At 70.1% G+C, this 23657-nt stretch carries 18 protein-coding genes and 2 tRNA genes; 10 read left to right on the forward strand and 10 right to left on the reverse strand.

The window, feature by feature from the left end; all coding sequences use genetic code 11:
• The first annotated feature begins 91 nt into the window (after positions 1-91).
• Positions 92-1219, forward strand: a complete 1128-nt coding sequence (locus ACFSVL_RS15670; RefSeq protein WP_378305379.1) for a CaiB/BaiF CoA transferase family protein — start codon at positions 92-94, stop codon at positions 1217-1219.
• A complete protein-coding gene (locus ACFSVL_RS15675; RefSeq protein ID WP_378304728.1) occupies positions 1216-2406 on the forward strand; it encodes an acyl-CoA dehydrogenase family protein in 1191 nt (396 codons plus the stop codon). Before ACFSVL_RS15670 ends, ACFSVL_RS15675 begins: the two co-directional genes overlap by 4 nt.
• Here the strand turns inward: ACFSVL_RS15675 and ACFSVL_RS15680 are convergent.
• The 4 genes from ACFSVL_RS15680 to ACFSVL_RS15695 all read right to left on the reverse strand — a co-directional run bounded on the left by ACFSVL_RS15680 (position 2373) and on the right by ACFSVL_RS15695 (position 8048).
• A complete protein-coding gene (locus tag ACFSVL_RS15680) occupies positions 2373-3542 on the reverse strand; it encodes an MFS transporter (protein ID WP_378304729.1) in 1170 nt (389 codons plus the stop codon). The genes ACFSVL_RS15675 and ACFSVL_RS15680 overlap by 34 nt on opposite strands.
• A complete protein-coding gene (locus ACFSVL_RS15685; protein ID WP_378304731.1) occupies positions 3539-4015 on the reverse strand; it encodes a carboxymuconolactone decarboxylase family protein in 477 nt (158 codons plus the stop codon). Before ACFSVL_RS15685 ends, ACFSVL_RS15680 begins: the two co-directional genes overlap by 4 nt.
• 42 nt (positions 4016-4057) lie before the next feature.
• Positions 4058-5449, reverse strand: a complete 1392-nt coding sequence (pdxR, locus tag ACFSVL_RS15690) for a MocR-like pyridoxine biosynthesis transcription factor PdxR (protein WP_378304733.1) — start codon at positions 5447-5449, stop codon at positions 4058-4060.
• A gap of 463 nt (positions 5450-5912) precedes the next feature.
• Positions 5913-8048, reverse strand: a complete 2136-nt coding sequence (locus ACFSVL_RS15695) for a phosphocholine-specific phospholipase C (protein ID WP_378304735.1) — start codon at positions 8046-8048, stop codon at positions 5913-5915.
• 152 nt (positions 8049-8200) lie between these two features.
• On the opposite strand from ACFSVL_RS15695, the gene ACFSVL_RS15700 reads away from it, so the two are divergent.
• Complete coding sequence (locus ACFSVL_RS15700) at positions 8201-9220, forward strand: glycosyltransferase family 4 protein (protein ID WP_378304737.1); 1020 nt, start codon at positions 8201-8203, stop codon at positions 9218-9220.
• Positions 9221-9612: 392 nt separating this feature from the next.
• Here ACFSVL_RS15700 and ACFSVL_RS15705 read toward each other — a convergent pair.
• From ACFSVL_RS15705 to ACFSVL_RS15715, 3 genes are all read right to left on the reverse strand, one after another.
• Positions 9613-9684 (reverse strand) — tRNA-Val (locus ACFSVL_RS15705).
• 34 nt (positions 9685-9718) lie between these two features.
• Positions 9719-9790: transfer RNA gene (locus tag ACFSVL_RS15710), tRNA-Val, on the reverse strand.
• Between the two features lie 83 nt (positions 9791-9873).
• Complete coding sequence (locus ACFSVL_RS15715) at positions 9874-11064, reverse strand: transcriptional regulator (protein ID WP_378304738.1); 1191 nt, start codon at positions 11062-11064, stop codon at positions 9874-9876.
• A 154-nt stretch (positions 11065-11218) separates the two neighbouring features.
• Between ACFSVL_RS15715 and ACFSVL_RS15720 the strand changes: the two genes are divergently transcribed.
• Positions 11219-13036, forward strand: a complete 1818-nt coding sequence (locus ACFSVL_RS15720) for an NAD(P)-binding domain-containing protein (RefSeq protein WP_378304740.1) — start codon at positions 11219-11221, stop codon at positions 13034-13036.
• Positions 13037-13225: 189 nt separating this feature from the next.
• Here the strand turns inward: ACFSVL_RS15720 and ACFSVL_RS15725 are convergent, their stop codons facing one another.
• A complete protein-coding gene (locus ACFSVL_RS15725) occupies positions 13226-13858 on the reverse strand; it encodes a TetR/AcrR family transcriptional regulator (protein ID WP_378304742.1) in 633 nt (210 codons plus the stop codon).
• Between the two features lie 72 nt (positions 13859-13930).
• On the opposite strand from ACFSVL_RS15725, the gene ACFSVL_RS15730 reads away from it, so the two are divergent.
• Both ACFSVL_RS15730 and ACFSVL_RS15735 read left to right on the forward strand, forming a co-directional pair.
• Positions 13931-14821, forward strand: coding sequence for an alpha/beta hydrolase (locus ACFSVL_RS15730; RefSeq protein ID WP_378304744.1), 891 nt, complete (start codon positions 13931-13933; stop codon positions 14819-14821).
• Positions 14821-16314, forward strand: coding sequence for a class I adenylate-forming enzyme family protein (locus tag ACFSVL_RS15735; protein ID WP_378304746.1), 1494 nt, complete (start codon positions 14821-14823; stop codon positions 16312-16314). The genes ACFSVL_RS15730 and ACFSVL_RS15735 overlap by 1 nt, the downstream gene beginning before the upstream one ends.
• An 11-nt stretch (positions 16315-16325) precedes the next feature.
• Here ACFSVL_RS15735 and ACFSVL_RS15740 read toward each other — a convergent pair whose 3' ends face one another.
• Positions 16326-17741 (reverse strand): aminotransferase-like domain-containing protein, encoded by a 1416-nt coding sequence (locus ACFSVL_RS15740; protein ID WP_378304747.1) that lies wholly within the window; start codon positions 17739-17741, stop codon positions 16326-16328.
• On the opposite strand from ACFSVL_RS15740, the gene ACFSVL_RS15745 reads away from it, so the two are divergent.
• Positions 17740-18666: a DMT family transporter gene (locus ACFSVL_RS15745; RefSeq protein ID WP_378304749.1), complete on the forward strand. Its 927-nt coding sequence runs from the start codon at positions 17740-17742 to the stop codon at positions 18664-18666. The two genes, ACFSVL_RS15740 and ACFSVL_RS15745, sit on opposite strands and share 2 nt — an antisense overlap.
• 81 nt (positions 18667-18747) lie before the next feature.
• Positions 18748-20130 (forward strand): amidase, encoded by a 1383-nt coding sequence (locus ACFSVL_RS15750; RefSeq protein WP_378304751.1) that lies wholly within the window; start codon positions 18748-18750, stop codon positions 20128-20130.
• Here ACFSVL_RS15750 and ACFSVL_RS15755 read toward each other — a convergent pair.
• A complete protein-coding gene (locus tag ACFSVL_RS15755) occupies positions 20102-22357 on the reverse strand; it encodes a helix-turn-helix domain-containing protein (protein WP_378304753.1) in 2256 nt (751 codons plus the stop codon). The genes ACFSVL_RS15750 and ACFSVL_RS15755 overlap by 29 nt on opposite strands.
• A 146-nt stretch (positions 22358-22503) precedes the next feature.
• Between ACFSVL_RS15755 and ACFSVL_RS15760 the strand changes: the two genes are divergently transcribed.
• Positions 22504-22740 (forward strand): hypothetical protein, encoded by a 237-nt coding sequence (locus ACFSVL_RS15760; RefSeq protein ID WP_378304755.1) that lies wholly within the window; start codon positions 22504-22506, stop codon positions 22738-22740.
• A 33-nt stretch (positions 22741-22773) separates the two neighbouring features.
• On the forward strand, positions 22774-23634 hold the full coding sequence (locus ACFSVL_RS15765; RefSeq protein ID WP_378304757.1) for a hypothetical protein: 861 nt from the start codon (positions 22774-22776) through the stop codon (positions 23632-23634).
• Positions 23635-23657 lie beyond the last annotated feature (23 nt).

The following is a 23657-nucleotide window of genomic DNA, read 5'->3' on the forward strand; positions in this document are numbered from 1 at the left end:
TCGGGTGATCGGGAACTCTACCCGGACCTGCAGGTTGCGTAAATACGTATTTTGATGCCAGTATGCGTAGCGAGGAGGTGCGCTCGTGAGCATGCCACTGGACGGTGTCGTCGTCGCGGACTTCAGCCGGGTGCTGGCCGGTCCGCTGGCGTGCGTGAACCTGGCCGACCTCGGGGCGACGGTGATCAAGGTCGAGCGGCCCGGTTCCGGGGACGACACCCGCGGGTGGGGGCCGCCGTGGACCGCGCACTCCAGTTCGTACTTCGAATGCGCGAACCGGTCCAAGCAGTCGGTAGTGCTCGATCTCGGCGATCCGGGCGACCAGGTGCTGGCGCGCGAACTCGCCCAGCGTGCCGACGTGTTCGTGGAGAACTTCCGGACCGGCGCGTTGCAGCGGCGCGGGCTCGACTACGAATCCGTCCGCGTGGGTAATCCCGGCGTTGTGTACTGCTCAATTTCCGGCTTCGGTGGCGACGCGGACCTGCCCGGCTACGACTTCCTCGTGCAGGCAATGGGTGGCCTGATGAGCGTCACCGGCGAGGCGGACGGTGAACCGGCGAAGGTCGGCGTCGCGCTGGTCGACGTGCTCGCGGCGAAGGACGCCACCATCGGCATTCTCGCCGCGTTGCGGGCCCGCGAGAAAACCGGACGTGGGCAGCGGGTCGAGGTGAATCTGTTGTCCACTTTGCTCGGTTCGATGGCCAACCAGGCTTCCTCGTACCTCACGACCGGACGCGCGCCGCGCCGGATGGGCAACTCGCATCCGTCGATCGCGCCGTACGAAACGTTGCGCTGCAAGGACGACGTGCTCGCGCTGGCGTGCGGCAACGACGGGCAGTTCCGCCGGCTCGCCGAGGTGCTGGGCGTTCCGGAGCTGGCCGACGACGAGCGGTTCGCGACGAATGCCGAACGCGTGCGCAACCGTCCGGAGCTGAGAGCTGCGCTCGAACAGCGGCTCGGTACCGACACCGTGGTCGTCTGGGCCGCGAAGCTGACCGAAGCCGGCGTGCCTGCCGGGCCGGTGGGCGATCTCGCGGACGGGTTCAAGCTCGCGGAATCGCTCGGGCTCGCGCCCACCGTGCCGGTCGGCGACTCTCCGCCCCAGGTCCGTCATCCGATCGGCTATTCGGACACGCCGGTCACCCGCTACACCGCCCCGCCCCGGCTGGGGCAGCACAGCGACGAGATTCGCCGCTGGCTCGCAGAGGAGAAGAAATGAGCGCCACGAAGTCCCTGCCGCCGCTGGATCCGCGCGACCCCGCCGGGCTCGGCGACCTGTTCACCGAGGACGAGAAGGCGATCGCGGCCGCGGTCCGCCGGGTCTGCGCCGAGCGGATCGACCCGTACGTCGGCGACTGGTTCGAACGCGGCGAGCTGCCCGACGTCCGCGGGCTGGCCAAGGACCTCGGGTCGCTCGGGGTGCTCGGCATGCACCTGGAGGGCTACGGCTGCGCCGGGATGTCGGCGACCGAGTACGGGCTCGCCTGCCTGGAGCTGGAGGCGACCGACTCGGGCATCCGCTCGCTGGTGTCGGTGCAGGGGTCGCTGGCGATGTTCGCGATCTGGAAGTGGGGTTCGGAGGAGCAGAAGCAGCAGTGGCTGCCGTCGATGGCGGCGGGCGAGGCGATCGGCTGCTTCGGGCTGACCGAACCGGACGCCGGCTCGGACCCGGCCAGCATGCGCACCCGCGCGCGGCGCGACGGCGGCGACTGGGTCCTCGACGGCCGGAAGATGTGGATTACCAACGGAAGCGTCGCCGATGTCGCCGTCGTGTGGGCACAGACCGACGAGGGCGTGCGCGGATTCGTGGTGCCCACGGACACCCCGGGCTTCTCCGCGCCGGAGATCAAGCACAAGCTTTCGCTGCGCGCTTCGATCACGAGCGAACTCGTGCTGGACGGCGTGCGTCTGCCCGCGGACGCGGTGCTGCCGGAGGTCACCGGGCTGAAGGGACCGTTGAGCTGCCTCAACGAAGCCCGTTTCGGCATCGTGTGGGGTTCGGTCGGCGCGGCACGGTCGTGCTTGCAGGCGGCGATGTCCTACGCCGAGGACCGTACGCAGTTCGGGAAGCCGATCTCCGCGTTCCAGCTGACGCAGCAGAAACTTGTCGACATGACGCTGGAGTACACGAAGGCGTTGCTGCTGGCGATCCACTTGGGACGGCGCAAGGACGCCGGGGTGCTGCGGCCGGAACAGGTCAGCCTCGGCAAGCTGAACAACGTCCGCGAGGCGATCGAGATCTGCCGCACCGCGCGCACGATCCTCGGCGCGAACGGGATTTCGCTGGAGTACCCGGTGATCCGGCACATGAACAACCTCGAGTCGGTGCTCACTTACGAGGGCACCGTCGAGATGCACACGCTGGTGATCGGTCAGGCGATCACCGGGCAGTCCGCTTTCCGCTGAGGGACGGCCATGACCGCCAGCGCGGCGGCCGCGGCCAGCATGCCGAGCCCGGCGAGCGTCCAGCCGAGGAAGCCGAACGTCAGCACGAGCGGGACCAGCACGATCGGCCCGGTGATGCGGGCGAGTGCGGTGCTGGTGGCGAACAGGGCTTGGTACTGGCCCTGATGTCCTTCTGGGGCAAGGCTGAACGCCAGATGCCAGGAGCCGGCGGACGCGGTTGTTTCGGCGAGGGTGAGCAGGAGCGCGCCGGCCAGCGCCAGGACGACCGGATGTGCGGAAGCACCGAGCGAGCCGAACACGGTACACGCGGCGATCAGGAAGATTCCGGCTGCGGCGAGGGATCGGCGGGCGGTGCGGGCGTCGCGGACCCGTCGGCTGATCGGCAGTTGGAGGAGTACGACGAGGACGGTGTTGGCCAGCAGTACTGCCGCGGAGGTCCATTGTGGAGCGCTGCTGCGCGTGACTATCCACAGTGGAAGGGTGACGCTGAGGATCGGCATGGTCAGCTGGGTGATGGCGGCCAGCACGGTGAGCGTGACGTAGCGGCGGTCGCGCAGGGCGGGCCAACCGGGCTGGCGTACGGCGGGGGCGTCCGGTCCGGCGTGCAGGTACAGCGCGGCGGCGAGGACGAACAATCCGGCGTCTGCCACGAAAACGGTGACCGCGTTGGTGCCTGCGGCGAGGACCAGCGCGCCTAAACCGGATCCGGTGCCGATGCCGATGTTGACAGCGGTGTGCAGCAGCGCGCGAGCCTGGACACGGCCTTCGGGAGCGACGACGGTCGCGACTACGGCTTGGCGGCCCGCCGCGAGCGCGCTCTGCCCGCAGGCGAAGAGCGCGCACGCGGCGATGTACAGCGGAACAGTGTGCGCGACGGCGAACAACAGCAGGCCCGCGACCGCGGCGACGGTCGCTGCGGCGAGTGCTCGACGCGCGCCGATCCGGTCCAGCAGCGTCCCGAACGGAACGGTGGTGGTCAGGCTCGTCGCGGCGCCGAGCGACAGCCCGAGCGCCACGATTCCCGCCGGCAGGCCGACCCGGGTGGTGAAGTGGACGGCGGACACGGCCAGCACCGCGCCGTCGCCCGCCGAGGTCAGTGCTTGCGCGGTGGCGAGCCGCCGGATCGCGGTGTTCATGCCGGGCTGACTGACCAGCAGCGGGTCGTCACGCCGACCGTGTTCCACATGTTGATGGCGGTGATGAGCGAGATCAACGCCGCCGCGCCTTCTTCGCCGAAGGCGGCGACCGCGGCGGAGACGGTCGGCTCGGGCACGTGCGTTTCGGAGAGGCGCGTGGCGTCTTCGGTGAGCGCGAACGCGGCCCGCTCGGCGGCGGTGAACAGGCCGGATTCCGCCCAGACGGCGAGCGCGTCGACCCGCTGTGCGGCGACGCCTTCCTTGCGGGCGGCCTGCGAGTGCATGTCGACGCAGTAGGCGCAGCCGTTGAGCTGGGAGGCGCGGAGGCGGACCAGTTCGCGCAGGCCTGGGTCGATGCCGGCGTGGTCGAGCTGCTGGGTCGCGGCGTCGTCCAAAGTGCTCATCGCACGGGAGAAAATCGGGGCCAGCGCGTCGAAATCGAGGCGTTGGGGGATCGGGATCGTCGGTGTCATGGACCTAGGCTAGGTCGCGAATGGACCGGATTCCCGGCCAATTCAGCTCGGTAAACTCAGTCCATTTGCCAGTGCGTCGGCGGCCAGGGTGAGCGCGCGGGTGGCTCGGGCGGACGACACCGCGCCGTAGCCGATGACGACCCCGGCGCGGTCCGCGTTGCCGCCGGGTGCGCGGTAGTCAGCGAGTCCTTCGAGGGCGACGCCGAACTGGCGCGCGGCGGCGAGCGTACGTTCTTCGGCGGCCTGGTCCGGGAGTTCGACCAGGCATTGCAGGCCTGCGGCGAGGCCGCCGGGCCGCAGCTCCGGGGTGCGTTCGGCGAGGAGCCGGGCGAACAGTTCGCGGCGGGTCCGGAAGGTGGCCCGGCGTCGGCGGACGGCGCGGTCGTATTCGTGCGAGTCGAGGAAACGGGCGAGGACCTGCTGGTGCAGCCCGCTTGGCGTGACACCGCTGAGACTCCGTTGCCGGAGCAGTTCGGGGCGAAGCCCGGTCGGGGCCACCGCCCACGCGACGCCGACGGCCGGGGCGAGGGCTTTGCTCGACGTGCCCAGGTACACGACCCGGTCCGGCGCAAGGGCTTGCAGCGCGCCGATACTGCGGCGGTCGTAACGGAATTCGCCGTCGTAGTCGTCTTCCAGGAGCAGCGCGTCGTGGCTGTTCGCCCATTCGACGGCGGCTCGGCGGCGTTCCGGCGAGAGCGGTACTCCGGTCGGGAATTGGTGGGCTGGCGTGAGGAAGGCTGCGTCGGCCTTGGTGTCCGCGAGGTCGGCACCCTCCGCGTCGACCGGGATCGGGACGATCTCCAGCCCCGACTCGGCGATGATGCGCCGGTGCCGTTCGTGTCCGTACTCCTCGACGGCGATCCGCCTGCCGCCGCGGGCGCGGATGCTTCGGCAGGTCAAGGAAAGGAGATCGCCGAAGCCGCTGCCGATCAGGACGCTCGTCGCGGTGACCCCGCGCGTGCGGGCGAGGTAGCCGGCGAGGGTGTCGCGGAGTTCGGGCACGCCCTCGGGCGGCGCGTAGCTGAACGCCGAGACCGGCATTTCCGACAGCGTCCGCCGGGTTTGCGCGCTCCACTGGCTGCGCGGGAAGTCGCCAGCGTCGGCGAGACCGCCGCGAAGTTCGTACTCCGGCGGCGATTGTTGTTGCGCGGCAGCCGGTTGCGCTTGCTGAGGGAAGCCGGCGATCCACGTTCCGGCTCCGACGCGGCTCTCCAGCCAGCCTTCGGCGGCGAGTCGCGAGTAGACCTCGGAAACGGTGCTGCGGGCGATGCCGAGATCGGTGGCCAGCGCGCGTGAGGCGGGTAGGCGGGTGCCGACCGGAAGCCGGCCGTCGACGACTGCGGCGCGCAATGCCGTTTCGAGCGCGTGTGCCGGGCGGGTGGTGGATACGGGCAGGTAGAGGTCGAGCCCGTCGGCCACCGATGCGCGCTTCATGCGCCGGACTTTAACCCGATGCGTTAGCTGAGCAGCGCTTCGACTTCGCGGTACCCGCTCCGGCGGGACGGTCTTCCGCCCAGCCGCGACCAGCGGGACCGCGCGGATCTCCGTGCCGCGCAACGCGACCATGACGCCGGACTCGCCCGCGTGCAACGCGTCGACTGCGCGCAGACCGAACCGGGTGTGTCGTCCGTGAAGGTTCCCCTCACGGACAAACCCTGCTCCCGCCCCGCTGACCTGCAAGAGCGGCCCCGACCTGAGCAGACGTCGGCGAGATGCCAGCCGGGCACCTGAATGCCTTTGCGGGCGAAGGCCCGGACCACCGCGTTCGATCCGGGGCAGTCGAGGTCGCCGGCACGCATGCACCGGCCGTGACACGACTGAATCGATGAAGCAAGCGGGCCGCGAAAACGCCCGGCGGGAACCACCCGGCCGGGCGTTTTCGTTGTCCCGGACGGGGTTACCGGCGCGGGCCGGGGTCGCTGAAGCTGGGCCGTCCGGTCTCGTTGTGCCCGGCGAACCGGCGCAGGTACCCGGGTGCGGCCGGGTCGGTCAGCGAGAGGTCGTACCAGCCGAACGAGGACGCCGTTTCGCACGGGACCCGCCGGGTTTCGCCGGGGCCGAGCACGATCGTCCGGGCGGCGCCGTGGCTGTAATCGTTGCGCAGCTTGAGTTTCCGGCGCTGGCGGCCAGGGTTCGTGATGGTGAGCGTCAGCAGGGGAGCGCCGTAGTTGTTCGTGGACACCGAAACCTCGGGCTCGCTGGTGTCCGCGGTGACGCCGGTGAACTGCGCCAGGTAACCGTTCGCGCCGGTCACGCGCAGGTCGTAGTTGCCGTGCTCGTCGGTGCCCGGGGCGCCTTCCCAGATGTCGGTGACGGTGTCGTGCGCGGCGACCGTGTAGCGGCGGGGCGAATCGCCGTGCGCGTAGGCGTAGAAGTGCGCGCCGGCGGTGCCGTTGTTGGTGAACTGCACCGAAATCGAGCGGCCGTCGCGCTTGCCGGAGACCCCCGTAGCGAACCGGTACGGCAGCGCTCGCGCGGGGCGGACGCCCGGCTCCTGCTTCGGCATCGTCTGCGGCAGCTTCACCGAGAACGGCTGGTTCTTGCTCGGCAGCGGGGCGGGAGTGGGCGGCACGACCGGTTTGGCCTGAGGGCGGGAGAAGTCGAACGCCGAGGTCAGGTCGCCGGAGACGGAACGGCGCCACGCGCTGATGTTCGGCTCCGCCACGCCGAACCGGGCTTCCAGGAACCGCAGCACCGAGGTGTGGTCGAAGGTTTCCGAGCAGACCCAGCCGCCGCGCGACCACGGCGACACGACGAACATCGGCACCCGCGAACCCAGCCCGGCCGGGTGCTTGCCGGTCAGCCGGTGCCCGCTGGGGCCGGTGCCGGTGCTCGGGCGCAGCTTGTCGAAGTCGAGGAACTCGTCGGCGAGGCTCGCCGTGAGCGACCGCGACACCAGGCCGTCCGTGCCCGGCTGGTTCAGCAGCGGCGGCATCGGCGGGACGACGTGGTCGAACAGGCCGTCGTTCTCGTCGTAGTTGATGAAGAAGACGGTCTTGCTCCACACCGCGGGGTTCGAGACCAGCGCGTCGAGGACGAGGTTCAGGTAGTACGCGCCGTCGCTGGCGGACGCGGCGGCGTGCTCGCTGTACTTGTACGGCGGGACGATCCAGGTGACCTGCGGCAGCTTCCCGGCCTGCACGTCGGCGCGGAACTCCTTGAGCGTGTGCGTCGAAACGCCCTGCTCGACCAGCGGGCCGGACGCGCCTTCCTGGCGGTGGTACTGCGCGAAGAACTCGAGCGAGTTGTCCGTGTAGTTGTCCGTCGGCTCGCCGGGGATGCCGCTGCCGCCCTGGTAGAGCTTCCAGGTGACGCCCGCCTTCTGCAGCCGCTCGGGGTAGGTGGTCCAGGTGTAGCCGTTGGTGTCCGCCCGCTCGTCGAGGCCGGGGCCGTTCGGTTTGGTGCCGAGCCGGTTCTGCGCGTCGATGGTGCCGGACCAGAGCATGATCCGGTTCGGCGCGGTGTCGGCGGGGACCGAGCAGTGGTAGGCGTCGCAGATGGTGAACGCCTCGGCCAGCGCGTAGTGGTAGGGCAGCTCGGAACGCTGCTGGTAGCACATGGTGAACACGTCCTGCTTCTCGTTCACCCAGCCGTCGTAGCGCCCGCCGTTCCACAGCGGTTCGCCGCTGCCCCAGCTGTGGTCGGTGCCGGCGATGTGCTCGCTGGTGCGCAGCGCGTCGAGCGGGAACGGCAGCACGTGCTCGGCGTCGTCGGGAAGACCGCGGCCGTTGTAGCGGGAGGTGCGCACCTTCGCGGGCGGCTGGTAGAAGACCGGCCGTCCGCCGGGCAGCAGGTGCGGCCGGGGGTCGCCGTAGCCGCGCACGCCACGCATAGTGCCGAAGTAGTGGTCGAAGGAGCGATTCTCCTGCATGAGCACCACGACGTGCTCGACGTCCTCGATGGTGCCCGACCGGCGGGCCGGTTCGACCGCGAGCGCCTTCCCGATGGATCCGGGCAGCAGCCCTCCGGCCGCTGCCCCGGCGAGCGAAGCGCCCGCCATGCCGAGAAAGTTCCGGCGACTCGTACCCGCCATGGTGCTGTCCTCCACGTGTCCGCGGCGAGACAGCGGTCGCCCGGATTTACCGGCCGCCGCTCGCCCGGAGGAGAGCATGGACGACCTGGGTGTCCCGGATCTGGCGGCCGGGTGAATACTCGCGCCGTCCGTCGAAGCAGAGGAACCCCGTGGTGCGTATCGCGATCGCCTACGACTGCCTGTTCCCCTGGTCAACGGGCGGCGGCGAACGCCAGTACCGCCGCTTCGCCGAGGAGTTCGCCGCCGCGGGCCACGAGGTGACCTACCTGACAAGACAGTTCTGGCCGGATGCCGAGCCGCCGTCCATCGACGGAATCCGCATCGTGGCAGTCAGCGCCGCGTTTGACCTCTACGACGCCAACGGCACCCGCCGCCCCGGCCCAGCACTCCGCTATGCCCGCGGACTCTTCACCCACCTGCGCCACCACCGAACCACCTACGACGCGATCCTGGTAAGCGCCTTGCCAACCACCAACGCGCTAGCGACAAGAGCAGCACTGGCAGGCAGCAACGTCACGATCGCCGCGGACTGGCTAGAAGTATGGGAACCAGCACAATGGCGCGAATACGCAGGCCCAATCACCGGCCGAATCGCCACCGCACTACAACGCCTAGCCGCCCGCCTAAGCCCCATCGCCACCTGCCACTCCCAACTTTCCGCTAACCGCCTAAAAAACGCAGGCCTGCGCACGGACCCGTTGATCAGCCCAGGCCTAATCGACCTCGCAGACACAGCGCCCCCGACCTTCACCGCCCCACCACGAGCGATCTTCATCGGCCGTCACATCCCAGACAAGCGAGTAGAAACCCTCCCGGCAGCCATCGCCGCCGCAAGAATCCACCTACCGGCCCTAACGGCCACCATCTACGGCGACGGCCCCACGAAAGCCCTAGTACAAGCCGAAATCAACCGCCTCGGCCTAGCTGCCGTCATCGACCTACCCGGCTTCGTCAGCCAACCCGAACTAAACGCCGCCATCCGCAGCGCAGCCTGCGTAGTAAACCCATCCGCGAGAGAAGGCTACGGCCTAGTCGTTGTAGAAGCGTGCGCCGCAGGCACCCCACTGCGAAAAACAACCTACGCCTGGTTCACTCAAGCAAGCCAAACAAAAACCATCACCGCCACCGCCGAGGCCATCCTGACCCGCCTAACGGAAGCAAAACAAACCTGAACCCGCCCACCAAACGAAGCCGCAATGCCAGGGTGCGGTTGCCGTTGAAGCTCGCCTGTCCCCGTCGAAGCAGCCGACACGGCCAGCGCCGCTCTTGGCGCACCAACTGCCCGGCGGGCGTGGGGTCGAGTTGTCCGTGAGGGGAACCTTCACGGACTCTGATTCCCTCAGGGTTCCCTTCACGGACCTTCGGATAGGGTCACGTGGGCATCAATCGGGCAATTCGGCGCGCCTGGGGTCCTTTGTGGATGGTCCAGCCGGAACGGAACCGAGGCCGGGGGGTCCGGGGGGCGAAGCCCCGCCGGGCGGGGTCTGGGGGTTGCACCCCCAGAAAACACTTCGAGGCGAGCTGGCCCGCGTGTTCCGCGGGCATAGCTCGCCCCGAGAATCGGTGGGCGATACTGGGATCGAACCAGTGACCTCTTCGGTGTGAACGAAGCGCTCTCCCCCTGAGCTAATCGCCCGTTGTGCAACGCACCAGCCTGGGGTGGACTGGAGTGCGCGATACTGGGATTGAACCAGTGACCTCTTCCGTGTCAGGGAAGCGCTCTCCCGCTGAGCTAATCGCGCTTGCTGCTGTGCAACGTGTCGTAAACATTAGCGGACGCCTCGGCGACGCCGCACGGGGGGCCTGGTTTCCGCGACGCCGCTGGTCACTGTCCTGCGTGGACAGTCATCCGGACGCCGTCGGCCAGGCGGTAGGGGCGGGTGTCGACGATGGCGCCGAGCAGGCGGCGCAGGCGGGAGACCTCGGCGCGGACGGTGACCAGGTGGTCGGCGTCGCCGTAGAGGGCGTGGCTCAGCGCGACCGCGGACAGGCCTTCGCGGCCTGCCTTGTGGAGGCGGACGAGGATTTCCGCGTGCCGTTTGGTGACTGGGCGCCGCCAGCCGGTGTCGCCTGCTTGGAGGCTCAGCAGGGGCGCGGGGGTGAGGTCGAGTTCGAGCCGGACGGCGCGGGCGGTGCTGGCGGGGCGGACGAGCCAGCCGTCGGAGATCGGTTCGGGGAGGCAGGCGCCGAGGCCGGGGACGGCGACGACTTGACCCGCCTTCGGGGCGGCGATGCGTTCGCCGGCGGAGACGCCGACGCTGTGTGCGACCCAGCCGTCCTCGTCCACGACCAGCGCGGGTCCGGAAACGAGGACAGGTTCAGCCATTTGGCGCAGTCGTTCGAGGCGCTGGCGGTGGGTGCGCCAGAGTTCGGACTCGGCCAGCCGCCTGCCGGTTTCGACGAGGGCGCCGATCGCCGGGTGCAGGGTGAGGGCGGGGCCGCTGACGTCGATGACGCCGAGCAGTTCGCCGGTGCGCGGGTCGTGGATCGGCGAGGCGGTGCAGTACCACGGGTGCTGGTTCTGCTCGAAGTGTTCGCCGGCGAGCAGTTCGATCGGCGCGGCCTCGGCGAGCGCGGTGCCGATCGCGTTGGTGCCGACGCGGGATTCGGTCCACTCGGACCCTTCGGTGAAGCCGAGCGTGTCCGCCTTCCGCCGGACGGCGGAGGAGCCTTCGCGCCACAGGATGATGCCGTCCGCGTCGGTGACCACCAGCAGCATGTGCGCCGAATCGGACGTCGCGCCGACGACCTGGCGGAGGTCCTCGATGATGTGCCGCAGCGGCGAGCCGTGCCTGCGGCGTTCGACCTCTTCGCCGGGTACTGAATCGCGGGCGTTCATCCCGTCGGCGGTGAGGCCGAGGCTCAGCACTCGGGACCAGGAGCGCGACACGAGCGGGCGCGGCGGCACGGCGGGACGGCTGCCGCCGATGACCGCTTCGTGCATCCGGACGAGGTCGCGGGCGTGGGTGGGCAGGTTGCGGCCCGGAGGCACCGCACTGTGCACCACCACAGTCACCTCCCGCACCGTCGCGTTAGCCGCCCAGCATAGGTGACCTGCGCCGATGTTTCCATGCACCGGCGGCGTGCAACTCGCTGCAACCCTTGCCGCGCCCTTCGCGGGAGGAGTGTGATCGGCGCTACACCACGACAGCGACGTCCGAGGAGTAGCGATGACACAGACAGTCGACCGGATCGCGGAGGCGAGTACGCCGCAGGCCCGGGTCGAGGACTGGCTGGCCCGGTTCGAGGCCGCGCTGACCGCCCGCGACGTCGAGGCCGCCGCGGCGCTGTTCGCCGTCGATTCCTATTGGCGCGACTTGGTTTCGTTCACCTGGAACCTCAAGACCGTCGAGGGTCGCGACGGGGTGGCCGGCCTGCTCGGCGGCTGTCTGGAGACGACTGACCCGAGCGGATTCCGCACCTCCGAACCGGCGACCGAGGCCAATGGCGTCACCGAAGCGTGGATCGAGTTCGAGACCGCCGCCGGACGCGCGAAGGGGCATCTGCGGCTGAAGGACGAAGGTGCCTGGACGCTGCTGACCAGCCTGCGCGAGCTGAAGGGTTTCGAGGAGTCTCAGCGGGAACGGCGGCCGAAGGGCGTCGAGCACGGGGTGGTCCGCGGCCGTCGGTCGTGGGCGGAGAAACGGGCCGAGGAGCAGGAGACGCTCGGGTATGACCAGCAGCCCTACGTCGTCGTGATCGGCGGCGGGCAGGGCGGGATCGCGCTCGGCGCCCGGCTGCGCCAGCTCGGGGTGCCGTCGCTGGTGGTGGAGCGCAACGACCGGCCCGGCGATTCGTGGCGCAAGCGGTACAAGAACCTCTGCCTGCACGACCCGGTCTGGTACGACCACCTGCCGTATCTGCCGTTCCCGGAGAACTGGCCGGTGTTCGCGCCGAAGGACAAGATCGCGGACTGGCTGGAGATGTACACGCGCCTGATGGAGGTGCCGTACTGGACGCGCTCGGCGGTCACCTCGGCGGCGTGGGACGACGGCGCGAAGCAGTGGCACGTCACGGTGGACCGCGACGGCGAGCAGGTGGTGCTGACGCCGCGGCACGTCGTGTTCGCGACCGGGATGTCCGGCAAGCCGAATGTGCCGTCGTTCCCCGGAATGGACGAGTTCGAGGGCGACCAGCACCACTCGTCGCAACACCCGGGGCCGGATGCGTATGCGGGCAAGAAGGCGGTCGTCGTCGGGTCGAACAACTCGGCGCACGACATCTGCGCGGCGCTGTGGGAGCACGGTGCGGACGTGACGATGGTGCAGCGCTCGTCCACGCACATCGTGAAGTCGGATTCGCTGATGGACCTCGGCCTCGGGGACCTGTATTCGGAGCGCGCGCTGGCCGCGGGCGTGACCACCGAGAAGGCCGATTTGATCTTCGCGTCGATCCCGTACCGGATCATGCCGGAGTTCCAGATCCCGGTGTACCAAGCGATCCACGAGCGCGACGCGGACTTCTACGCGCGGCTCGAAGCGGCCGGGTTCAAGCACGACTGGGGCGACGACGGCTCCGGTCTGTTCATGAAATACCTGCGTCGCGGCTCCGGCTACTACATCGATGTCGGCGCTTCGGAACTTGTCGCGAACGGGAGCATCAAGCTCGCGCACGGCCAGGTCGACCATCTGACCGCGGGTTCGGTGGTGCTGTCGGACGGCACTGAACTGGAGGCCGATGTCGTCGTCTACGCGACCGGCTACGGCTCGATGAACGGCTGGGTCGCCGATCTGGTCGGGCAGGAAACCGCGGACCGGGTCGGCAAATGCTGGGGCCTCGGGTCGGAGACGACGAAGGACCCGGGCCCGTGGGAGGGCGAGCAGCGCAACATGTGGAAGCCCACCCAGCAGGAGGGGTTGTGGTTCCACGGCGGGAATCTGCACCAGTCCCGGCACTACTCGCTGTATCTGGCGTTGCAGCTGAAGGCGCGGTTCGAGGGCTTGGAGACGCCGGTGTACGGGCTGCAGGACGTGCATCACCTGTCTTGAGCGACGCGGGAAACCCGGCCCGGCTCCCGCCGGGACCAGCGGCGGAGGCGGGGTTCGTCGTCTGTGAGGGGAACCCTGAGGGAATCTGATTCCCTCAGGGTTCCCCTCACAGACGGCTGTCTCGTTCCCGCCGTCATGAGTGGTGTTAGCGTCGCCGGTCTCTTTGGCCTGGGCGGGCGCCTCGGGCGGTCACCGGGTTTTTTCTTGCAGCCCGGCCAGCACGATGTGCATTCCGGCGGCGAACTCGGCTTCCGGATCGCTCGTCGCGGCTGCCTTGGCGACTTCGAGGAGCCCGGCGAACTCGGCTTCGTCCAGGTCTTCGATCCGGTCGGTGGTCTCGGTGACGTCCGCGTCGCGCGAGAGCGGGCCGGCCAGTTCGGCCTGGGCGGAGCCGGTGACGAAGGCGGACACGGTGCGGAACGCGACCAGCAGTTCGGTCCCGGAGCGGCCGCTGCGGGCCAGCGCCCGCACCAGCGCCTCGGCCGGGCGCAGCGTCGGCAGGTCGAAGCTGCGTCGGGTCAGGATCAGCGGGATGGCGTGCGGATGCGCCCGCACCGCCCGCCACATTCCTTCGGCGACCGCGCGGACGTCGTCGCGCCAGTCTTCCGACGGGTCCGGCCAGGTCGCCTCCGCCATCACCGCTTCGGTGACGAGCTGTTCCAGCCCGTCCCGGCCGTCGACGTAGTTGTAGATCGTCATCGGCCCGGTGCCCAGTTCGGTCGCGAGGCTGCGCATCGTGAGCCCGTCCAGTCCGGCGGCGTCGACCAGGGCGAGTGCGGCGGTCTGCAGCCGGGCGCGCGTGAACTTCCGCGGTGCGGGCATGATTCTCCTTGATTAAGTACAAGGTACGTGTTTAGCTGAGTTCACGTACACAGTACTTGATGGGAGACCGGGATGACCCTCCGCACCGCGTTCCGTTCCGGCCGCGACCAGTGCGCGGCTTGGCTGACCCTTCCGGACCGGCCGGGGCCGCATCCGGCGGTCGTGCTCGTGCACGGCGGCGGCGCGACGCACGAGATGATGCTCGGCCAGTACGAAACCTGGTTCGCCGCGGCGGGTTTCGCCGTGCTGGCGTTCGACTTCCGGCATCTCGGCGAGTCCGGCGGCCTGCCCCGGCAGCTGGTCAGCCAGCGCCGCTACGCCGAGGACGTCGACGCGGCGCTGGCGTTCGCCCGGTCGCGGCCCGAGATCGACGCCGCCCGGATCGCGTTGTGGGGGACGTCTTTCGGTGCGAGTCACGTGCTCGCGGCGGCGGCCCGGCATCCGTCGCTGGCGGCGGCGGTCGTGCAGTGCCCGGTGTTCAGCGGGCGGGCCGTCGTCGCGCGAGCCGGGCTGCGGCACCTCGCGCGGTTCACCTGGCCGATCGTCTCCGACCTGCTGCGGTCGGCGGTGCGCTTGCCGCGCCGGTACGTCGCGCTGGTCGGCAGGCCCGGCGAGCTGGCGTTCGTCAACCAGCCCGGCGCGCTGGAAGGCTGGGCGTCGGTCACGCCGGACGGGTACGAGTTCGACAACCGGATCACTGCCGCCTCCGGGTTGGACATGGTGTTCTACAACGCCGCCGCGCAGGCCTCGCGGGTGCGCTGCCCGTTGCTGATCTGCGCGTGCGATCGCGAGAACCTCATCGACCCGTCGATCGCCGCCGCCGTGGCCGGAGACGCGCCGCGGGCCGTGCTGAAGCATTACGACGCGGATCACTTCACCGTCTACCATCCGCCTGTGGTCGACAAGGTCGTCGCGGATCAGCTCGGCTTCCTCGCCGCCCACCTGACCAGTGAGGACGAGTGATGACGCGTATTCACGACCTGCTCCGCACCGCCGCCGCGGACGCCGTCGGCTGGACGGCCGGCTCCCGCGACCTCCGGTTCTCCGAGATGGACGCGTGGTCGGACCGGATCGCCGCGGATTTCCTGCGGCGGGGCGTGCGGCGCGGCGACCGGATCGCGGTCAACGGGCGGACGACGCCGGAGTGGCTCGCGGTGTACTTCGCCGCCGCGAAAATCGGCGCGGCGGTGGTGGGGTTGAGCCCGCGGTACCGGGAGACGGAATTCGCGCACATCCTCACCGATTCCGGTGCACGTCTGGTGGTCACCGAACCTTCGGCGGGCGACGTCGATTTCCTTGCCCTGCTGGGAGATCTGCGGCTGCCCGGGGTGTCCGTCGTGACGTTCGCCGATCTGGGCTCGGCGGAGCCGGATCGCGAGGCGCTGGACGAGGCTTCGGCGGCGGTGGTCGAGGACGACCCGGTGATGATCATCTACACCTCCGGCACCACCGGCCGTCCCAAGGGGGCGACGCTGACCCATCGCGGCCAATTGGCTTCCGCCGCAATGGAAGCCGATCATCTGCAGTTGAGTGCCGCGGACGTGCTGCCGGTGGCTGTTCCGCTGAACCACGTCAGCGGGATTACCTGCTGCATCCTGGCCGCTTTGGTCGCCGGGAGCCGGTCGGTGCTGTTGCCGTCCTTCGACGCCGGTGCCGCCGCCGACCTGTTCCGGACGGCTGGTCTGACGATGTGGGTCGGCGTGCCGACGATGCACACCTTGCTGTTGAACCACGAGCGTTTCGCGGGCGTCGACACTTCAGCGATCCGCGTGGTGGTCACCGGAGGCGCGAACGCGGAACCGGCTCTGCTGCACCGTCTTACCGCGGCTTTTCCGAACGCGACGGTGATGAATCTGTACGGGCTGAGCGAGGTGTCCGGTGCCGTCGTGATGACGCCGTGGGGTGCGAGCACGGAAGCCACTGAACGGTCGATCGGAGTTCCTTTTCCGGACGTGGAAGCGAAAATCGCCTCGTCGGCTGGTGCTGCGCTGCCGGCTGGCGAAACCGGCGAGCTGTTGTTCCGGACGCCGTCGATCATGGCTGGCTACCACAATCTGCCAGCGGAGACCGCGGCCGCGATCGACGCGGACGGCTGGCTGCACACCGGCGACATGGCTCAGACGGACGAGGCTGGTTACCTGACGTTGCACGGCCGGGCCAAGGACATGTTCGTCCAGGGCGGGTTCAACATCTATCCCGTTGAGGTGGAGAACGTTCTGGCCGCGCATCCCGGAGTCCTGATGGCGGCGGGGGTGGGTGTTCCGGATCCGGTGCTGGGCGAGATCGGGCGGTATTACGTTGTCCCGGCTCAGGATTCGGCGGTGACGGAGGCGGAGCTGAAGGAGTACTGCGCGGGGAAGGTGGCCGATTACAAGGTGCCGCGGCAGATTGTGCTTCGGGCCAGCCTGCCGTTGACGCCGTCGGGGAAGGTGCAGAAGGCGGCGCTCCGGGAGTAGTCCTTTGTGGACTATCCTTCGGTGTTCGTGTCGACTGCTTCCTGGATCACCCGTGCGGCGTCGGCGAACGCGCCGGGGTTCGGGCCGGCGTAGTTGAGGCGGATGAACCGGCCGGTCGGTTCGGCGGGGAACCATTCGTCGCCGGAGCCGATGACCACGCCGGCGGACTCGCAGTCGCGGACGACGTGGGCCAGGTCGACCGTTCCGGGCAGGCGCGCCCAGAGGTTCAGGCCGCCTTGCGGCACGGATTCCACGTGCACCGAGGGCGCGTGGTCGCGGAGGCCGGCGAGGAGCAGGTCGCGGCGGGTCTTGAGCTGGTGGCGGACCCGGCGCAGGTGGGTGCGCCACGCGGGCTGGGTCACGATGTCGAGTGCGACGGTCTGCAGCACGGTGCTGACGTACATCGACTCCGCCAGCGTGTCGACGAGAATCCGGTCGCGCGCCGGGCCGCGGGCGATGAGCGCGGCGACGCGGATCGCGGGGGAGACGCTCTTGGAGAGGGACCGAAGGTAGACCACGTGGCCGTCGTCGTCGCGTCCCGCTAACGGCTGGGGTTCCGCGGTGATGCCGAAATCGTGCGCGGAATCGTCCTCGATCAGGAACGCGCCGTGCTGGCGGACGGTGTCGAGGACGCGGCTGGCCAGGTCGGGATGCCACAGCGCGCCGGTCGGGCTGGCGAAACTGGGCTGCGCGTAGAACGCCCGCGCGCCGGTTTGCTCGAACGTCCTGGCCAGCACGTCGGGGTCCGGTCCGTTCGGGCCGCTCGGCACCGGCACGACCGCGACGCCCGCTTTCGTCGCCGCGAGGATGGCTCCCCAGTACGTCGGCGACTCCAGCAGGAGCGGCTGTCCCGGCCCGGCCAGTGCGCGGAATGCGGTGACCAGGCCGCTCTGGCTGCCCGGCGTGATCACGACGTCCCGGAGCGTGACCGGGGCGATCCCGGCCGGCGTCACGGCGCGGAGTTCGGCGGCGAACCAGGCCTGCAGTTCGGGGATGCCCGCGGTCGGCGGCCGTCCGACGAGCGCGGCGGTCCGGGCCGCCCGGGAAAACGCGCTGCGGACGAGGCGCTCCGGCAGCAGTTCCGGGTCGGGATAACCGGAGTGAAGCGCTACTGAGTTAGTGGATACCGGCTGCAGGGCCGCGGGCGGTTTGAGCAGCCGGTGGCTGGGCGTGCCGAGCGCGGCGGTCTGCCAGCCGTAGTCGCCGGATCCGGTGGCGGGCGCCGCGCGGACGAAGGTGCCGACGCCCGGCACGCTTTCCACCAGGCCCTGGGAAGACAGGCTGCGCAGTGCTTTCTGGACAGTCACCGGACTGGCCGAATACCGCGCGACCAGTTCCCTCGACGACGGCAGCTTCGCCCCCGGCGGCGCGGTGCCGATCCACGTGCGCAGGGTCGAAGCGATCCGGGAGCTGCTATCGTCGGACATGAAACTGAAGGATAGCGCTACTCTCCCGGCAGCACCGGCGCTACCCCGGACCGGCCTCTGGTGGGGCCTGCTCGGCGTCGTGGCCTTCTCGTTCACGATGCCGTTCACCCGGGTCGCGGTGGAAAACGACGGCTTCTCGGCGATGTTCATCGGCGCGGCACGGGCGGTGGTCGCCGCGGTGCTCGCCACCGTCGCGCTGATCGTCACCAAGCAACGTCTTCCGCGCGGCGCCCAGTGGTTCCGCCTCGCGGTCGTCGCGGGCGGAGTGGTGATCGGGTTCCCGGTGCTCACCTCCTACGCCCTCACCACGGCCTCCGCCAGCCACGGCGCCGTCGTCATCGCGCTGCTCCCCGCCGCGACGGCTGTGGTGGCGGTCCTCCGCACCCGCGAACGTCCGCCCGCGACGTTCTGGGTCCTGGCCGTCGTCGGCGCCGCTGCCGCGATCGGCTTCGCTGTCCTGCAGGGCGGCGGCCTCAGCGGAGTGCAATGGTCGGACGCGCTTTTCTTCGGTGCCGTCTTGGCCGCCGCGGTCGGTTACGCGGAGGGCGGCTTGCTCGCGCGGGAATTGGGCGCGTGGCAAACCGTCTCGTGGGCGCTGGTGGTCGCTTCGCCGCTGATGGTCGCGCTGACCGTGATGTCGATGGCTAGCCACCCTCCACACGCGACAGTGGGCGAGTGGGCCGCGTTCGCGTACCTGGCGGTGGTGAGCATGTATCTGGGCTTTTTCGCGTGGTACCGGGGATTGGGCCTCGGCCCGATGACTCAGGTCAGCCAGGTGCAGTTGGTGCAGCCGGTGCTGAGCCTCGCGTGGGCGGCGGTGTTCCTGGGCGAACAGCTGACCTGGCAGACGATTCTGGGCGGGGTGGCGGTGATCGCTTGCGCGGGCAGTGCGGTGCGGGTGCGGGCCGCGCGGCCAGCCAGTTGATTGAGGTCGCCTGGGCACGGATCTCGTCTGGTCGGGCAGCGTTTGCCGTGGCTGGTCCGCTGCGCGAGCTAAAAAGGAGAGGTGACCTCCCTCGCCGAACAGACCCGTTGGCTCGACGTGACCGAGCAGGCCGCGCTGGTCGCGTCGGGGGAGGTGAAGGCAGGCGAACTCGTCGAGGCGGCGATCGAACGCGTCGAGCGGTTCGATGCCGCCCTCGGCGCGGTCCCGCTGCGGTATTTCGACCAGGCGCGCGAGGCGGATCCGGTGGGACCGCTCGCCGGGGTTCCGTTCCTGGTCAAGGATTTGTTCACCGACGTCGCCGGGCAGGTGTGCACCAACGGGAACGTCGCGCTCAAGGCACAGGCCCGGCCCGCCTCGGCGGACAGCCCGCTGGTGGCGCGTTTCCGCGCGGCCGGGCTGGTCTTCGCCGGGCGGACGGCGTGCAGCGAGTTCGGCACGGTTCCCGCCGCGGACTCCGCGGCGTGGGGAGCGACCCGGAACCCGTGGGACACCGCGCTTTCGCCCGGCGGATCCAGCGGTGGCGCCGCGGCCGCGGTGGCAGCGGGCATGGTGCCCGCCGCGCACGGCACCGATGCCGCCGGATCGATCCGTATTCCGGCGTCCTGCTGCGGGCTGGTCGGGTTCAAGCCGTCGCGGACGAGCGGGCAGGGCGCGAGTGCGGTGTGGGACTTGATCGGCGAACTGGCCGTGACGCGGTCGGTGCGCGACACCGCGCTGCTGCTGGGCATCGCGCGTGACGACACGCCTGTCGAGCTGGGCGTCGATCCGGGACGGCTGCGCGTCGGCCTGCTCGACACCCGGCCGGACGGTGCGCCGGTGCACGCGGACTGCGCCGAGGCCGCGCGTTCGGCCGCGCGGCTGCTGGAATCGCTGGGACACCACGTCGATCCCGGTTTTCCGGCCGCGCTGGGCGACTCGACGCTGGACGGGCTGTTCGCGGCGTTCTGGACGTCGGGCATGGCTTCGGTGCTCGGCGAACTCGGGCACCAGCTGGGCCGCGAGGTCACCGAAGCGGACGTCGAACCGCTCAACTGGACTCTCGGCGTGCTGGGCGCCGAGGTGGCCGCGGCGGACCGGCAGGCCGCGATCGAGGGCGTCGCCGGGTTCGCCCGGTCCGTTGTGGACTGGTGGGCGGACCACGACCTGCTGCTCACCCCGACGCTGGCCGAACCGCCGCTGCCGTCCGGCGCGCTCGGCTCCGACCCGGCGGACCCGCTCGCTTCGCTGGGCCGTGCTCAGCAGTTCGCGCCGTTCACGCCGTTCGCCAACTTCACCGGCCAGCCCGCGATTTCCCTTCCGCTGCACACCAGTTCCGCGGGGCTGCCGATCGGCGTGCAGCTCGTCGCCGCGCCCGGCCGGGAGGACCTGCTGTTGCGGGTCGCGGCGCAAGTGGAGGCCGCTGCGCCGGGGACATTCAGGCGGGTGCCCGGAACTCGCGGCTGAGGTGCTCCTGCAGCCGCGCATGGCGGAACTGGTACACCGCCCCGGCTTGTCGCAGCACCCCGCGCTGGTACGCGTCGTCCAGGAAAGTCGTTACCGCCCAGGGCAACCGGCCGGTCAGCGGCAGCCAGAGGCGTGACAGCAGCACCCACTGTCCCCAGGCGGTGAACGCCAGCACGTAGGAGAGTCCGCCGCCGAGACCGCCGACCGCGCCGATCAGCAGGCCCGACGACAGCGGCCATCGGAGCGGGCCCAGTGGTCGTTGCAGGAGATCGACCAGCAGCCAGCCGCCGAAGGCGATGGTGAGCGCGACGGTCGGCACGAGAATGAGCAGCTGCCGCAGCGCGGTCGTGCGGTTGGTGGCCAGCAGGCCGAGCGGGGTGGCGGCCGAGCCGACGTCCAGCGGGATTTCCAGCGCGGCGATCAGTCCGAACACGAGGCCGGCGGCCAGCCCGAAGATGAGTCCGTAGACGAGCGTCGGGACGAGCATCTGCCCGACGATTGTCCTGCCGTCCGAGGGAAAACCGAAGAGCAGCCCGTGCAGCGCCGTGTTCACCGGGCCATAGCCGAGCCCGATCACGAACCCGCCCAGCAGGGCGGCACCGAGCCGGGTGGCGTACGCGTGGACGAACTGCCTGCCGGTTCGGTGCCGCCCGCGCAACCGGATCTGCACGCGCGAGGGTTCGACCGTTCGTCCTCGGCACACGATCACGAGGCCGTAGACCAGACCGAAGGCGAGGCCGACCATCGGGCCGATCAGGAGCCCGTCCATCAGCCCGGCGCGGAGGGTGAACGCGGTCCCTTGGCTGACGAGGTCGAGCGGGACGAAGACGAGCCAGTTCAGCACGGCGATGGCCAGCGTCGAAGCCAGGACGACGGCGAGGATGCGCGACGAACGGCGCAGCGAACCGCCCAGCCGCCACCAGGCCAGGTCTTGGCCGCCGTCGAGCTGGCCCACGTGCTGGGCGAGAAAACCCAGCCACCGCTGGGCGCGTTCGGGATCCCAGTTCCGGTGCGGGCGGGCCGGGTGCGGGGGCCGGTGCTGGTAGACGGTGGGCACGAAGCTGGCGAGCAGATGGTCTTCGAGGGCGTCCGAGGTGGGGAATCGGGTGCGGTCGAGGAGGGCGGCTGGGTCGTGGCCGGGGGCATCGCTGTAGACGGTCCGGGCGAGAACCAGCATCAACGGCGTTCTCAGCGCGGTGGCCAGGTGCCCGTCCGGACAGGCGCGCACCTCGGCGAGCACCGGGTCCCACCGGTTTCCGGTGCGGGTGGTGCGGGGCAGATAGTGGGCGACGTCGGCGGGAGTGAGGTCGAGCAGTTCCACGCCGGCGGCCGCGGTCGGCACGTCGGTCGCGGCGACCGCTCGCGCGTATTCGTCCGGGCGGCTGGTCAGCAGGAACGGCAGCGAGGTGGCGCTGAGCGCGGCCAGCGCGGCGGCGTGCAAGCCGGTGGCGATCTCGTCGAACCCGTCCAGCACCGGGAGGATGCTTCCGGATTCGACCAGTTCGGCGGCCACCGAAGCGGTCAGGCCGGGATAGTCGGGGTAGTCCTGGGGCAGCCGTTCGATCAGCCAGTCCCGCAGGGTGCGCGCCGCCGGGTCCCACGAGCCGAGGTCGAAGATCGCCGGCACCGGGTCGGCGGCGGTGCGGGTCCGGAGACGGGCCAGCACGAACCGCAGCGTCAGGATGGTCTTGCCGGAACCGGCGCGGCCCAGCACCACCAGCCGTCCGGACGGGATGCGCTGGTAGACCTCGGCGATGTCGTCCAGTTCGCCGGTCAGGTCCAGCGGTTCGGACACGCCGCCCGGCCGGACGCCGCGGACGTTGTCCCAGCGGTCGGTCAGCCGCGCCGGGGCGTGCTGCCAGCGCACCGGCAGCGGGTACGGATCGTGGACGCGGCGTTGCTCTTCCTCGCGTTGCCAGCGAGACGCGACCACCTGTGCGAACTGCGCGGCGGCCGCGGGCAGCGCGTTCCGGGTTCGCGGCGGCTCGATCTCCTCCGGCTCGGGGGACGCGCCGAACTCGGACAGCAGCGCGCGGCGTTCGGCCGTCGTGGTGCCCAGCGCGTCGGCGAGCAGCTTCACGGTGCCCATCCGCGGATCGATGGGTTTGCCGTTCTCCAGCCGCCGGATGGTGCTCACGCTGACCTCGGAGCGTTCCGCCAGCTGCTCCTGGGTCAACCCCGCCTGGCGGCGCATTTCGCGCAGCAGAACGCCGGCCCGGCTCGTCACCGCGGAGACCCCTCACTCTGCTTTCGCTTGCCTTGCGGCGAGCTTACCGCGCGGACCGGTCATGACTGACCGGCTTGTGCTCTGGTGTGGTGACCTGCGCGAACGCCAGGATCAGCGGTACCGGATCCCCTCGTCCCCGGAGAGACATGGCCGCCGATTTCCGCTACTGGTGCGGCGAATGCGGCTACCGGACGCCCTGGCTCACCCGGTCGCAGGCCGCCGAAGAGCGGGCGCGGCACTACGCCGAGTGCCATCCCGGCGTTCCGCCAGTGGGGCAGGCGGAGCGCCGTCCGGCCGGCGGCGGGGCCGGGTGCCTGGTGCTGGCGGGCGTGCTGCTGCTGCTTCTGGTGGCGGTGGCCGTCTGCCGGTACCAGGCACCGTGAAGGCTGCGAACTCGACAAACCAAAGGAGCGTGCGTGCGCACCCGACGAAACAGTTTCCTCCTCGCCGTGATCGCGGTGCTCATCCTGGCGGTCACCGGGACGGCCACCGCGTCGGCCGCGGCGGCGAAACGGGTCTTCAACTCGATGCAGATCCTGTTCGACCCGAACAGCCCCGACCACTTCTGCACGATCGGGGCGGTCGGCACCGACAAGTACGACCGGAAGATCGCCGTCTCGGCGGGGCACTGCCTGGCCGACGCGCCCGGGCAGAAGTACTCCGACCGGGACATCCCGGAGAACATCGCACCGGTGTACGACCGGGGCGACGTCGCGTTCGGCCCGATCGGCTACGTGCGGTACTTCAAGGACCGGGAAGGCTCGATGACCGGCCACCCGACCAAGGACTACATGATCATCGAGCTGGTGGCGTCGGTGACGCTCTCCTCGCAGGGGCCGTACCTGAAGCAGACCGGCGAGCTGGAGGTCCCCGGCGGGCAGGCCAGCCCCAACGCGCTGAACCCGGCGCTGGACAACGAACGCCTCCTCGGCGCCGCGCTGAACAACAACAACGAGCTGGTGGTTTCGGGCCAGCTCGGCGTCTGGTACGGCCGCGTCACCAGCAACTCCAACGGCATCTACCAGTCGTGGGCCAAGCACCAGGGCGGCGATTCGGGCGGCCCGACGATCTGGCACGTGCCCGGCACCGCATACCCCGGCCAGGGCAACAACTTCCAGGCGGCCGGTCCGTGGGCGGGCATCACGAAGGCCGTCATCCTGGGCGTTCCGCAGTACGTCTACACCAGCTCGGCGAACATCCTCGCCGACCTGCGCGCCCGCGACGCCGCGCACCCCGGCACCTACGGCGCCGGTTTCCACGTGACCCAGAACCCGTGAACCGTCCCGCTACCGAGAAAGTG

Source organism: Amycolatopsis silviterrae, assembly GCF_042684085.1.
Taxonomy (GTDB): domain Bacteria; phylum Actinomycetota; class Actinomycetes; order Mycobacteriales; family Pseudonocardiaceae; genus Amycolatopsis; species Amycolatopsis silviterrae.

Coding starts and splice junctions, on each gene's coding strand:
- ACFSVL_RS15735 (WP_378304746.1), top strand. CDS start 14,821: ATGACGCGTATTCACGACCTGCTCCGCACCGCCGCCGCGGACGCCGTC.
- ACFSVL_RS15670 (WP_378305379.1), top strand. CDS start 92: ATGCCACTGGACGGTGTCGTCGTCGCGGACTTCAGCCGGGTGCTGGCC.
- ACFSVL_RS15730 (WP_378304744.1), top strand. CDS start 13,931: ATGACCCTCCGCACCGCGTTCCGTTCCGGCCGCGACCAGTGCGCGGCT.
- ACFSVL_RS15745 (WP_378304749.1), top strand. CDS start 17,740: ATGAAACTGAAGGATAGCGCTACTCTCCCGGCAGCACCGGCGCTACCC.
- ACFSVL_RS15685 (WP_378304731.1), bottom strand. CDS start 4,015: ATGACACCGACGATCCCGATCCCCCAACGCCTCGATTTCGACGCGCTG.
- pdxR (WP_378304733.1), bottom strand. CDS start 5,449: ATGAAGCGCGCATCGGTGGCCGACGGGCTCGACCTCTACCTGCCCGTA.
- ACFSVL_RS15695 (WP_378304735.1), bottom strand. CDS start 8,048: ATGGCGGGTACGAGTCGCCGGAACTTTCTCGGCATGGCGGGCGCTTCG.
- ACFSVL_RS15740 (WP_378304747.1), bottom strand. CDS start 17,741: ATGTCCGACGATAGCAGCTCCCGGATCGCTTCGACCCTGCGCACGTGG.
- ACFSVL_RS15725 (WP_378304742.1), bottom strand. CDS start 13,858: ATGCCCGCACCGCGGAAGTTCACGCGCGCCCGGCTGCAGACCGCCGCA.
- ACFSVL_RS15675 (WP_378304728.1), top strand. CDS start 1,216: ATGAGCGCCACGAAGTCCCTGCCGCCGCTGGATCCGCGCGACCCCGCC.
- ACFSVL_RS15680 (WP_378304729.1), bottom strand. CDS start 3,542: ATGAACACCGCGATCCGGCGGCTCGCCACCGCGCAAGCACTGACCTCG.
- ACFSVL_RS15720 (WP_378304740.1), top strand. CDS start 11,219: ATGACACAGACAGTCGACCGGATCGCGGAGGCGAGTACGCCGCAGGCC.
- ACFSVL_RS15760 (WP_378304755.1), top strand. CDS start 22,504: ATGGCCGCCGATTTCCGCTACTGGTGCGGCGAATGCGGCTACCGGACG.